General features: G+C 66.9%; 10 protein-coding genes. 9 read left to right on the forward strand and 1 reads right to left on the reverse strand.

Translation table 11 applies throughout. From position 1 onward, the window contains the following. Positions 1–35 precede the first annotated feature (35 nt). The 6 genes from murB (at position 36) to ACZ45O_RS17820 (ending at position 9074) form a co-directional block, all read left to right on the forward strand. Positions 36–1055: a UDP-N-acetylmuramate dehydrogenase gene (gene murB, locus ACZ45O_RS17795; protein ID WP_464857833.1), complete on the forward strand. Its 1020-nt coding sequence runs from the start codon at positions 36–38 to the stop codon at positions 1053–1055. 312 nt (positions 1056–1367) lie between these two features. Next, positions 1368–3137: an FAD-dependent oxidoreductase gene (locus ACZ45O_RS17800; RefSeq protein WP_464854854.1), complete on the forward strand. Its 1770-nt coding sequence runs from the start codon at positions 1368–1370 to the stop codon at positions 3135–3137. A gap of 61 nt (positions 3138–3198) precedes the next feature. After that, a complete protein-coding gene (locus ACZ45O_RS17805) occupies positions 3199–3765 on the forward strand; it encodes a cytochrome c3 family protein (RefSeq protein WP_464854855.1) in 567 nt (188 codons plus the stop codon). A gap of 379 nt (positions 3766–4144) precedes the next feature. Then, entirely contained in the window at positions 4145–5914 is a 1770-nt protein-coding gene (locus ACZ45O_RS17810; protein WP_464854857.1) for an FAD-dependent oxidoreductase, read from the forward strand. Between the two features lie 461 nt (positions 5915–6375). Next, a complete protein-coding gene (locus ACZ45O_RS17815) occupies positions 6376–8139 on the forward strand; it encodes a methyl-accepting chemotaxis protein (RefSeq protein WP_464854858.1) in 1764 nt (587 codons plus the stop codon). Between the two features lie 110 nt (positions 8140–8249). Beyond that, a complete protein-coding gene (locus tag ACZ45O_RS17820) occupies positions 8250–9074 on the forward strand; it encodes an ATP-binding cassette domain-containing protein (protein WP_464854859.1) in 825 nt (274 codons plus the stop codon). Between the two features lie 73 nt (positions 9075–9147). Here the strand turns inward: ACZ45O_RS17820 and ACZ45O_RS17825 are convergent, their stop codons facing one another. Then, positions 9148–10089, reverse strand: coding sequence for an ABC transporter ATP-binding protein (locus ACZ45O_RS17825; RefSeq protein WP_464854860.1), 942 nt, complete (start codon positions 10087–10089; stop codon positions 9148–9150). 214 nt (positions 10090–10303) lie between these two features. Here ACZ45O_RS17825 and ACZ45O_RS17830 point away from each other — a divergent pair, with 214 nt between their 5' ends. The 3 genes from ACZ45O_RS17830 to ACZ45O_RS17840 are packed head-to-tail and all read left to right on the forward strand — an operon-like array spanning position 10304 to position 13027. Further along, on the forward strand, positions 10304–11158 hold the full coding sequence (locus ACZ45O_RS17830) for an ABC transporter ATP-binding protein (protein WP_464854861.1): 855 nt from the start codon (positions 10304–10306) through the stop codon (positions 11156–11158). Then, complete coding sequence (locus ACZ45O_RS17835; protein ID WP_464854862.1) at positions 11155–11856, forward strand: ABC transporter permease; 702 nt, start codon at positions 11155–11157, stop codon at positions 11854–11856. Before ACZ45O_RS17830 ends, ACZ45O_RS17835 begins: the two co-directional genes overlap by 4 nt. A gap of 19 nt (positions 11857–11875) precedes the next feature. Next, positions 11876–13027, forward strand: a complete 1152-nt coding sequence (locus ACZ45O_RS17840; protein WP_464854863.1) for a serine aminopeptidase domain-containing protein — start codon at positions 11876–11878, stop codon at positions 13025–13027. Positions 13028–13074 lie beyond the last annotated feature (47 nt).

Genomic DNA, 13074 nt, shown 5'->3' on the forward strand with positions numbered 1-13074 from the left:
ACGGGAAGGGGGTAACCGGCATCGCAGCACTGGACATTCAGGAGCGGGTTTCCCTGCGCGGCTACTCGACGATGCGCCTGGGGGGTCCGGCTGCCTACCTGGCGCACGTGCACAGCCCCGCCGATGTCGTGGAGGGGGTGGCATGGGCCGAGGCCCGGAACCTGCCGGTGATCATGGTGGGCGGGGGCAGCAACATCATCTGGCGGGATGAGGGCTTCGCGGGCCTGGTGCTGGTCAACCGGATCCCGGGATTTGAGCTGGCGGAGGAGGGCGGCCAGGTGCGCCTCACTGTGGGGGCCGGCGAGAACTGGGATTCGGTGGTGGCGCGCTCGGTGGCGGCGGGGGCGGCGGGCATCGAGCGGCTCAGCCTGATCCCCGGCACCGCCGGGGCCACGCCGGTCCAGAACGTGGGGGCCTACGGGCAGGAGGTCGCCGACGCGCTGGTCTCGGTGGAGGCCTACGACCGGAAGGCCAGGCGCTTCGTGCGCATTCCCGCGGCGGAGTGCGGGTTCGGCTACCGCCGGTCCCGCTTCAACCAGGCGGACCGGGGGCGTTTCTTCATCACCGCGCTGACGCTCCGGCTGGTGCGGGAGCAGCCCCGGGGGCCATTCTACCCCTCGCTGGCCCGATACCTGGCGGAGCGCGGGCTCAGCCGGCCCACCCTGCAGCAGGTGCGGGATGCGGTCATCGCCATCCGGCGTGCCAGGCTGCCCGACCCGGCGCAGGTCGCGAACAGCGGGTCGTTCTTCCGCAACCCGATCGTCTCGGACCGGCACGCCGCGGAACTGCTGGGCCGGTACCCCGACATGCCGCACTGGCCCGTTCCCGGGGGCGGGGTGAAGCTGGCGGCCGGCTGGCTGATCGACCAGGCGGGCTTTCGGGGCGTTACGGACGCCGAGACCGGCATGGGAACCTGGCCGGCCCAGGCGCTGGTGCTGGTGAACCGGGCAGCGGGCAGCACCGCCGACCTGCTGCGGTTCCGGCAGAAGGTGCAGGACGAGGTGCTGCGGCGCTTCGGCGTGCTGCTGGAGCAGGAGCCGGAGCTGCTGCCGTGAAGGGTCTTGGCAGGGTGAACAAGTGCGGGTTGTGTGACGCATTAGTCTATCTGTCTCTCCCAAATGGAGAGGGCAGCATGAGGCTTTGTTTCACCTGCAGAGTTGCCGGGGTCCACAAACTAACGAGTAGGTACTATGGTGAAACGGCGAACAAACCACTGCCTTGGAATTAAGCAACTTTCTTCATGGACTTCATGGGATTTGCCCTGTACAGTTGAGACTAAGTACTTCGACGCTTCCGCTACGTAAAGCCAACTGCCTTGCTTGCCAGACAGAGTGTGCGGTGGGAGCGTCGCGAAAGGAGCGCTTCACATGAAGTCCCGGGAGAAGCAGACCAGCGGTACCTCCAGGCGGGAGTTCTTGAGAGACGCCGGTCTGCTCGGCGTGACCCTGGCCGGCGGCGGCATCCTGGCAGCGTGCGGAAGCCCCGAAGTTGTAAGTGAGACCCCACCCGCGTCCCAGACCCCTGAGCCCTCCGCCGGGGCAACTGGGCCGGACGTGATGACGGCTGACCTCGCGTCGAAGAAGTGGAGCTTCGAGATTCCCCCCGATCCGATCCCGGACAGCGAGATCGCGAACACGGTGGAGGCCGACGTCATCGTGGTCGGCGGCGGCATCTCGGGTCTGGTGACGGCCAACTCCGCGGCGGAGCACGGCGCCAAGGTTGTGCTGATCGCCGCCAGCTCTGGTCCCATCTTCCGCGGCGGTTCGTTCCACGCGCCGTGGAGCAAGGCGATGGAGGCCGCCGGGCTCGAACGGTACGATGTGGACCGGTTCTTCCGGCGGGAGTTCTCCAACGCCTCCTACAACGTCGACCAGGACAAGTGGTACAAGTTCTACAACAACGCCGAGACGGCCATCAACTGGCTCATCGACAAGATGGAGGCCGTCGGCTACCGGGTGGGGTTCGAGAAGGGCAACTGGGATCCCGATTTCGGCCCGATGCACACGCCGGCGGGTTCGCATGGCTTTTACAGCTCCGATGAAACCCCCGTGTGGAGCATTCCCGGCCTGAGCGCCGAGGCCGTGGCGAAGCGGCTGGCGGTCACCGCGGAGGAGAGCGGCGTCCAGATTTTCTGGAAGACCGTGGCCAAGCAGCTGGTGCGCGAGAACAACAATACCGGCCGGGTGACCGCCGTGATCGCCCAGGGCGAGGACGGCAAGTACACCAAGTACGTGGGCCACAAGGCCATCGTCCTGGCCACCGGCGACTTCTCCGCCAACAGGGAAATGATGGCCAAGTACTGCCCGTGGGCCATGCCGCTGCTGGACGACACCGGCTCACAGGGTTATGACACCACCTTCAAGTTCGGCGGCCTGTACCCGGGCGACGGGCACAAGATGGGCCTGTGGGTGGGCGCCGCGTGGCAGAAGACCTACCCGAACGCGCCGATGATCCAGGGCTCCTGGGTGGCGGCCAACCAGCCGTATGGCTCGCACCGCGGCCTGGTGGTCAACAAGCTGGGCCACCGGTACGCGAACGAGGACATGAACGGCCCGCTGGCGGCCATTCAGCAGATCCGCCAGCCCGACATGGCCGCGTACTGCATCTGGAGCCACATCTACGCCGAGAAGGGCGGGCCCTGGTTCCGCTTCGGGATGGACGAGCGGGACGAGCCCATTCCGCCGGAGGCCATCAAGGAGGAGTGGGAGCAGGCCGTGGCCGACGGCGAGATGGTCAAGGGGAACACCGTCGAGGAGGTCATCCAGAAGCTGGGCCTGCCGCTGGAGACGACGCTCGCCACGGTGCGCCGGTACAACGAGCTGTGCCACAAGGGCTACGACGAGGACTACCACAAGCGGCCGGAGCTGCTGGTGCCCATCGAGGAGGGGCCCATCTACGGCGCCTTCATGTCGGGTCTCACCTTCCTCACCGTCTGTGGCGGTCTGCGCACCAACATCAACATGCAGGTGTGCGACGAGAACGACCAGCCGATTCCGGGCCTGTTCAACGTCGGCATCATGGTGGGCGACACCTACGCGAACATCTACAACTTCCTGGTGGCCGGCCACAACTACGGCATGAACTGCCTGACCATGGGCTACCTGACCGGCAAGGCGATCGCTGAGGGTACCGTGTAGCAGGGTCTCTTGGGCGCTGCCACCGGCACGCATTACGACGAGGGAAGGGTGACAGCCAGGCATGACCTCAGGAAACTCAGCACCGCGGCGTCGCAGTCGGTGGAAGATCGCGATCGGCATTCTGGTCGTCGTCCTGGCGCTGTTCGGCGGTGTCGGCGGCGCAGCCCTCCACCAGTCCAACACCAACCCCGACTTCTGTGTCACCTGCCACATCATGGAGCCGAACGTCGAGTCGTACTACACGAGCAACCACCTGGACAACGTGCACTATCAGGCGGGGGTTCACTGTAAGGACTGCCACAACGTCACGCTCCAGGAGGAGATTCAGTTCGGGATCGACGCCATTACCGGCAACTACCAGATCCTTCCAGACGGAACCCTGCCCAAGCGGGAGTACGGCGACGAGATGTGCACCCAGTGCCACATCAGCAGGGAGTGGGTCGCCCTCGGCACGGACTGGCTGGGGGAGTGGAATCCGCACGGAACCAACATGGGCGTGTTCGAGTGCCAGACGTGCCACATTTCGCACGGCGAGCAGATCAACCACTGCGCGACGTGCCATACCAACCGGTCTGCGCAGCGGATGATCGAGGATCGGAACACACCGCATAAGATCAGGTCCCGGTAGTGCTGGCCCGGGATGCGTGAGCGCCACCTTCGGAACGGGGGGTGGCGCTCTTCTTGGTGTGCCGGCATGAGCGCTGACTTGGCGGGGTGGAGGGAAGGGGAAATCGAATGTTGTTTGACGCACTGGTCTATTCGGCGTTCTCAGGTGGAGGGGACGGCATGCGGCTTTCGGCCTCTCAGCCGGTACGGGGTAGACCATCTGCCGAGTGGCTACTCTGGTAAGTCGCTGATCCGTCAGTTACCCGAAATTGAGCAACACGTTTCATGGACTGCGGGGCGTACTGGGGGTACGTTTTAGACCGAGAACTTCGACGCTTCTTGGATCCGGCTGCCTTGCCGGACAGAGGTGCGGCGGGAGCGTCGCGAAAGGAGTGCCTCGCATGAAGTCCCCGGAGAAGCAGATCAAGGGTACCTCGCGGCGTGAGTTCCTGAGAGATGCTGGCCTCCTCGGCGTGACTCTCGCCAGTGGCGGCATCCTGGCGGCGTGCGGGAGTCCTGAGGTCGTGAGCGAGACGCCGCCTGCGCAGCCGGCCCCCGAGCCGTCCGCCAGGGCAGCTGCACCGGACGTGATGACGGCTGACCTCGCGTCGAAGAAGTGGAGCTTCGAGATTCCCCCCGATCCGATCCCAGACAGCGAGATCGCGAACACGGTGGAGGCCGACATCATCGTGGTCGGCGCGGGCGTCTCTGGCCTGGTGACGGCCAACTCCGCGGCGGAGCACGGCGCCAAGGTTGTGCTGATCGCGGCCAGTTCGGGCCCCGTCTTCCGCGGTGGTTCGTTCCACGCGCCGTGGAGCAAGGCGATGGAGGCCGCCGGGCTCGAACGCTACGACGTGGACCGGTTCTTCCGGCGGGAGTTCTCCAACGCCTCGTACAACATCGACACCGATAAGTGGTACAAGTGGTACAACAATGCCCCGCCCGTGATGGACTGGCTCATCGACAAGATGGCGCAGTACGGGTACACGCCCGCCTTCGAGATGGACAATTGGGAGCCGGATTTCGGGCCGATGCACACGCCCGTTGGCGCGCACGGCTTCTTCAGCTCGGAGAGCAGCCCGGTCTGGAGCGTCCCCGGCATGAGCGCCCAGGCCGTGGTCACGGTCCTGGAGGATACGGCGAAGAAGGCCGGTGTGGCGTTCTACTACAAGACGGTCGCCAAGCAGCTCGTGCGGGAGAACAACAACACCGGCCGGGTGACCGCCGTGATCGCCCAGGGCGAGGACGGCAAGTACACGAAGTTCGTGGGCAAGAAGGCCATCGTCCTGGCCACCGGCGACTTCTCCGCCGACCGGGAGATGATGACCAAGTACTGCCCGATGGCCCTGCCGCTGCTGGACGACACCGGCTCCCAGGGTTATGACACCACCTTCAAGATCGGCGGCCTGTACCCGGGCGACGGCCACAAGATGGCCCTGTGGGTCGGCGCCGCGTGGCAGAAGACCGAGCCGTGTGCGCCCATGATCCAGGGCTGCTGGTACGCATCCAACCAGCCGCTCGGCTCGCACCGGGGCCTCGTGGTCAACAAGAATGGTTACCGCTACGGCAACGAGGACGTGAACGGACCGCTGGCGGCCATCCAGCAGATGCGCCAGCCCGACATGGAGGCGTACTGCATCTGGGCCCAGAACTACGCCGAGGCGATGCAGCCCTGGTACTCGTTCCTTATGTCCCTCAACACCGATCCGATCCCGCCCGACGAGGTTATCGCGACCTGGGAGCAGAACGTCGAGGACGGCACCTTCGTGAAGGGCGATACTGTCGAGGAGGTCATCCAGAAGCTGGGCCTGCCGTTGGAGGCGACGCTGGCGACCATCAGGCGCTACAACGAGTTCTGCCACAAGGGCGTCGACGAGGATTACCACAAGCGGCCTGAACTGCTGGTTCCCATCGAGCAGCCGCCCTTCTACGGGGCGAAGTGGCACAAGCCCCAGTTCCTGACGGTCTGCGGCGGGCTGAGGACCAACATCCACAACCAGGTGTGCGACGAGAACGACAACCCGATCCCGGGCCTGTACTGCGTCGGCATCATGATGGGCGACACCTACGCCAACGTCTACAACTTCCTGGTGGCCGGCCACAACTACGGCATGAACTGCCTGACCTTCGGCTACCTCACCGGCAAGGCGATTGCTGAGGGTACCGTGTAACAGGGTCTCTGCACCGCATAAGATCAGGGCCCGGCACTGCTGGCCCGGGATGCGTGAGCGCCACCCTCGGAACGGGGGGTGGCGCTCATGCGTGGAGGATGGGGCGTCGTCTTGCAGACTTGCTGGTGGGGTTCGGTCGCTTTCATCCGCCCCGGCCTCAGCCGAGGCTGGGGCTGTTCATGCGCTCAACGGCAAGACGGCGCTGCGGCGGCGGCATCCCGCTCAGGGTGTGCAGGGCGCTGATAGTCTTGACGTGCGATCGTGCACCTGGCACTCAAGATCTCGTTATTTAAGTACCTCAGGGTCTGACGAAGCGCTATAATATAAAGGTAATATAATGGTAGCACATGAAAACGTGGCGGAAGGAGATGAGCCCCGGGGTGCGATGGGGTCTGCGTGAGAAACTGGTTGTCGGCTTTGTGGTACTCGCAGCAGTGCTGATATCGAGCATCGTCATGGTAGTGAAGACCCTTGACGCTCAGCGGGAGCAGTATGACGACCTGGCGAACGATCTCCGTATGGCCCAGATCAAGTCTGCCCAGCTGCACGTCCACATCGAAGGTCAGGCGCGAAACCTGTGGGCCTACGCGTCAACGGGAAACCTGGACTACTTCAGGGAGTTCGAGCGGCACCGGGAGAGCGCCGCTGACATGATGGACTGGTTGACCGTGAGCGCCGACAGCGACGAGGGGCGGCGGCTTTCGAGCGCGCTCCGGGAAGCGTACGGCGCGGTGGAGGAAGCCACCCGCTCGCTGGACGGTCTGAGCCAGACGCAGTTGCAGGCACGCCTTCCCAAGCTCATGGTCCTCATGGACGATTACATCGAGGCGGCCGGCGCCATCGGCAGCTTCGTGGACGAGGCGGCCATCCACCAGGAGATGGATACCGTTGAGGCGACGAACCGGCAGCGGGTCGTTGTGTTGGGCCTCATGACCGGCTACGGCATCGCCGTACTCCTCCTTGCCTTCGTCATCGTGAGGACCATCGGCAACATTCTCGGTCAGGTGGAGGTGGCGATCGTCAAGGCTGCCGGCGGCGACCTGACGGAGTCGGATCTGCCGTACGACGCCAGTGACTCGGTGGGCCAGATTTGCCGTTCCATGCGGCAGATGGTGCCCGCGCTGCGCGGGTTGATTGCCGCCGTCGCCGACACCTCCGGCGCCGTGACCGAAACGGCGGGCGAACTGCATCGCACGACGGAGGCCATGTCCGATTCGGCTGCCATGGTGGCTGAGGCCATCTCCCAGATCGCACAGGGGAGCGGCGAGCAGGCCAGCGCGGCAGAGAACATCCAGACGCAGATGCGGCAACTGCGGGCCGCCATCGCCCAGGTGGCCGGCGGGGCCGAGGAGCAGGCCAGGCAGGCGGAGCAGGCCGCTTCCGAGGTGGCGAGCATGCTGAAACAGTTGTCGCTGGCCTCGGAACACCTGAGGGAGGTGAACGGCCTGGCAGCGGACGCCCTCTCCACGGCGAAGGAGGGCCAGACCACCGTGCTGCAGTCCGTCCGCAGCATGGAGACGATTCAGGCCAGCGTATCTGCCACCGCGGAACAGGTCGCGGGCCTGGGCGAGCTGTCACAGCAGATCGGCGCGATCACCGAGGCGATCACCAGCATCGCGGACCAGACCAATCTCCTGGCCCTGAATGCGGCCATTGAGGCCGCACGGGCCGGCGAGCACGGGCGGGGCTTCTCCGTGGTCGCGGACGAGGTGCGCGTGCTTGCCGAACGGTCCGCTGCCTCTGCCAGCGAAATCGCCTCCCTGATCCACCAGATTCAGACGAGCACCGCCCGGGCGGTCGAGAGCATGACCGCGGTCAGCTCGCAGGTTGCCGCCGGCGTCGAGATGGCCCGGTCAGGCGAGCAGGGGCTGGGGTGCATCGTCGAGGTGGTCGGCAACACCCAGGAACACGTCGCAGGGCTGGTCCAGGCGACCGAGCGGCTGGTCGAGGACAGCCGGGGCATCCAGACCATCGTGTCCGAGATGGCCGCGGTCGCCGAGGAGAACTCCGCCGCCGCGGAGGAAATGGCCGCCAGCTCGGATTCGGTGATGGAAGCCGTGGCGGTAATTGCCGCATCGACGCAGCAGACGGCCGCCGCGGCCGAGGAAGTCTCGGCTTCCACAGAGGAGCTGACCGCGGGCGCGGCCGCCATCGCGGAGTCCAGCGAACGGCTGGCCGGCCTTTCCCGGGAACTCCTGACTCAGGTCCATCGCTTCCGGTACTAAGTGGACAACAGCACAGGACGGCGACCGCCGCTGGCGGTCGCCGTTTTTCGGTGGGGGCAGGAATCGCGGCGGCGTGCTGGAATCGAATACGGGGAAGTGGGGGAATTTCCATGATTCGCGTAATCAGCCTGACCGTCGCGGGCAAGCTGACCGACATCCATCTGCACGTGAAGCCGGGCGAACTGGTGGCCGTGGTCGGCAGCAGGGGCAGCGGAAAGACCACGCTGATGCGCGCCCTGCTGGGCCAGCAGCCGGTGGAGGGCGGCACCGTCACCCTGGGCGGCCATCCGGCCGGGACGGCGGAAAGCCTCGCCCGGGTCGGCGCTGCGGGCGAGGCCTGGGGCCTGATGGAGCGGCTGACGGTCCGGGAAAACCTGAGCACGTTCGCCCGATTCTGGGGCGTGCCTGGGCAGCGGGCGGTGGAGCTGTTGCAACGGCTCGACCTGGGCGGCCGGCTTGATGTGCGGGTCGACCGGCTCACCCCGGGCGAGGCGGCGCGCCTCAGGCTGGCGCGGGCGCTGATTCACGATCCCGCCGTGCTGCTGCTGGACGAGTCCGCCGGCGATATCGACAGCGAGAGCGCCAGCCTCATCGCGTTCACGGTCGCCGAGGAGGCCGAGGCGGGGAAGGCGGTGCTGGCGGCCACCTTCGGCGACCTCCGCATCCTGCAGGCGGCTTCGCGCGTCTGCTACCTGGAGGGGGGCCGTCTGGTGGAGCCCGCCTCGAACGCCCCGCTCTCCTGCCGCCGGCGGCCCTCAGGGCCGCCTACCACCTCGAACGTGAGGTCCCGGCTGGCCTGGAGCTGCGCGGCCACGGCGCGGACGCTCTGGGCGGCGTCCGCCGGGAGGACGAGGGTGATGCGGGCCTCCTCCCTCGTCATGGTGGCAATCAGGGGGAAGACCAGCAGGGTGAGCAGCGGGGGGACGAACAGGTAGATGATCACCTTGTAGTCGCGGGTGAGTTCGCGCCAGTTGGCCAGCGCGAGTTGATGGAAGGCTCGAGCGTTGATCATATGGCCTCCTTCTTCTCCTGCGGCTGCCCGACCAGCAGGAGAAACAGGTCTTCCAGCGTCGCCTGTTCCATGCGGAATCCCCTGGCTGCGGGAAAGGCCCCGGGATCCATGAGCCGGCGGAGTGTCTCATCCGGCTGTGCGGTGCGCACGCGGACGACGTACCTGCCGGCCGACGGCGTGACCACGACCTGGAGCACACCCCGAAGGACCTTCAGGCGCACTTCGTCGGGGGGCGACGCCATTTCGAAGGTGATGACCTGCTCGGGCAGATACCGCGCCATCAGCTCCTGCTGGGTGCCCATGGCCAGGATGCGGCCTCTGTGCATGATCGCGATGCGGTCGCAGAGGGCCTGCGCCTCCTCCATGGAGTGGGTGGTCAGGATGATGGTCCTGCCCCGCTGTTTCCGCTCCACGATGATCTCCCAGAGCTGGCGGCGGGCCTGGGGATCCAGGCTGCCGGTGGGCTCGTCGAGGAACAGCAGTTCACTTCTTGAGATCAGCGCGCACCCCAGCAGCAGTCGCTGTCGCTGGCCCCCGGAGAGGCGCTTTACGGGCAGTTTCCGCTGTTCGACGAGGCCAATGGACGCGAGGACCGATGCCACCGGCTCGGGGTTCTCATGGAAACTGGCAAACAACTGCAGGGTCTCCTGCACGGTCAGGTGTTCGAAGAGGCCGGCCTTCTGCGGCTGGACGCTCAGGCGGCTGGTCGCCTCGCGTTGCTGGGTCCGGGGATCCAGCCCGAATACCCGGACCGTGCCGGACGTGGGTACCCGGAGACCGCACATCATTTCAATTAACGTCGTCTTGCCGGCGCCGTTCGGGCCGAGGATGCCGAACACCTCACCGCGCCGGACCTCGAGGGAGACATCGCTGACAGCCAGGTGGTGGCCGTAGCCCTTGTACAGGTTGCGGACCGCGACCACAGCGTCTGTCGTCACCTTCGCACCTCCTGCCGCTCTTGATCGGGTCGTCGGTGAGCTCGCGGTGCAGCCGGAACTTGATCCGGCCATATTTGATAATAATGATAGATACTATAATATAAACAATTCTACCCATACGATCAGCCAGTTGTCGCCGCTTATACGCCAGTTATCCGGCAGAGGCGGAATCGCCCGCCCCGGTCGCGCGATGATCGGGGCGGAGGTGACGGGCGTGATTACCCTGACTCAGGTGACCAAGCGGTTCAACCAGGTCATCGCGCTCGACGGGGTGGACCTGCACGTGGCTCCGGGGGAGACCCTCGGGCTGCTGGGTCCCAATGGCTCCGGCAAGACCACCGCCCTCCGGCTGCTGGCCGGCATGGCACCGCCGACTGGCGGTCAGGTGCGCGTGATGGGCGTCGACCCGTGGACCCAGCCCGACCGCGTGCGGGCCCGGATGGGGGTGCTGCCTGAGGGCGCGGGCCTGTTCGAGCGGCTGACGGTGGGGGAGAACCTGCGGCTCTTCGCGAGCCTGAACGGATTGGCCGCAGACCGTGTGGAACGGGCCCTGGCGACCACGGGGGTGGCCGGCCTCGCCCGCCGGCGCGCCGGCAGCCTGTCGAAGGGGGAGCGGCAGCGGGTGGCCCTGGCCCGGGCCCTGCTGCACGATCCCGAGTTGATCATCCTGGATGAGCCCACGTCGGGGTTCGACCCCGCCGCCACCGCCGCGTTCCACCAGTTGATCCGGGAGCTGCGGGCCCGGGGCCGGACCCTGGTGATCGCCAGCCACGACATGGCCGAGGTGGAGGCGCTGTGCGACCGGGTGGCCATCCTGGACCGGGGAAGGCTGGTCGCCTGCGATTCACCGGCCGCCCTGAAGGCGCGGCACGGGCGCCGCGCCGTTCGGGTGACGGTCGCCCGGGGCGCGGGGACCGAGACCGAGACCCTGCAGTGGCCCTTGGAGGAGGCGGCCTGGATCGAGGCGGTGGCGCGGTATCGGGCGGAGGGGACGCTGCTGGCCTTGCACACCGAGGAGGCCACGCTCGCCGAGGTTTTTCTGCGGACGACGGGGAGGGAACTGGCATGAGACTGATCGCGCTGGCGCAGGCGCAGCTGCTGGATATGGTGCGGAATCCCCTGGTCACGATCTTTGTGGCCATCATCCCGGTCCTGGGCATCACGATGAAGCTGGCCATGCCGGCCGGCACCCACGAGATCCTGGCCTCGCTCCTGTTCATCATGGCCCCTTACTTCGTCAGCTGGAGCCTCACCGCGCAGACGCTCGCGGAGGAGAAGGAGAAGCGGCAGCTGGAGGCGCTGTTCCTGACGCCCGTCCGCCCCTGGCAGGTGGTGCTGGTGAAGAGCGGCCTGAGGACTGCGGTGAGCCTGGTCTTCGGGCTGCTCATCCCGCTGATCATGAGCCGGGCCCCCGCCCGTCCGCTCCTCTGGTTCGGCGCTTACCTGGCGCTTACGCTGTTCGCGGTGGCCTTCGGCACCTTGATGGGCCTCCTGTTCAAGGACATGCGCGCGCTGGCGGTGGGGGGAACGCCGATCCTCCTCCTGATCATGTTCTCCTCCACCATGTCGTGGGTTCTGGCGAAGCCGGGGATCTGGAACGTACAGGTCTGGCTTCCCACCCGGCCGTCGGTGGAGCTGCTGCACGCAGGCTACTTCGGCGACGGCGCGCCGGTGCTCCGGCACTTCCTGGTCATGGCGGGCTACATCGCGCTGTTGTGGCTGGCCAACGCCCTGCTGGTCCGCCGCCTCTCATTCGCCGGCCGCTGACGGGGAGGAGGGTGTTGTCATGCGTGGCGTCATGAGCGCACTCCTGGCGCTTCTTCTGTGGGCCGGCTCCATACCGGCGGGCGCACCGGTGGACGCACCGGCGGGCGCACCGGCCGGCGCATCGGTGGACGCACCGGTGGACGCACCGGCGGGCACACCGGTGGACGCACCGGTGGACGCACCGGCGGGCACACCGGTGGACGCACCGGTGAACGCACCGGCCGGCGCATCGGCGGGTGCAACGGCGGGCGGCAGCGGGGGCCGGGTCGCGACCGGCGAGACGGGCGCAGGGCAGGGCCAGATCCGCCGACGGGCCCTGACGATTGCCCTGGATGAGACCTGGGCCTCGGTAGCGGAGCTCACTTATCCGGCCGGGGGCGAGGGGCCGTGGCCGGCGCTGATCCTCTTCCGCGGATCAGGCCCGGTGGACATGGACGCGACGAACGTGGATGCACGCGGCCAGGTGGTTTCGGCCAACTTCCGGCTGCTGGCTGAGCGGCTGAGCCGGTCGGGCTACGCTGTGCTCCGCTTTCACAAGCGGAGGGTGCGGGGGCTCGGAGATTACGACCTGGAGCAGGCGTACCGCGCGACCACCAACCAGCTGATTGCCGACGCCGCGCAGGTGATCGCGGCGGCCCGGGAGCAGCCCGAGGTGGACGCGGACCGCATCTACCTGTACGGCTGGAGCCAGGGCGCGCAGGTGGCGGCCCACGCCGCCCTGGCGGATGCGCAGGTGGCCGGGGTCATCCTGCAGGGGCCGCCCGCCAGCGGCTGGGCCGAGACCCTGCGGTACCAGCACCTGACCCTGGGGCTGCGCGTGCTGGCGGAGGTGGACGCTGACAGCGACGGCAAACTCTCGGTGAGGGAGTGGCTGACCGTGCCCGAGGGTCCGGCGGCGCTGATGGGCAGCTTCTACGTGTGGGCGCCGGACTCGACCCCGTGGTCCCCGAAGATGCGGCCCGACACCGACCGGGACGACGACGGGCTGATCGACCTGGAGGCGGAGCTGCGGCCGGCCATCGAGGCGTTCATCGCGAACCCCGCCGTCAACCCCATGATGGACCCGGCCAACGAACCGTCCCGGTCGCTCGTTGAGATCGCGCCGGAGCTGGTTAGAGTCCAAAGTAGTGGTGTAAATTCCCCGGACCTTCCGGTGGGAGGGGCTGCTTGACATAAGTGGCCACCTTTGGGTTCCATGCGAAGTAGGAGCAATACATC

This window comes from Symbiobacterium turbinis, assembly GCF_055383075.1.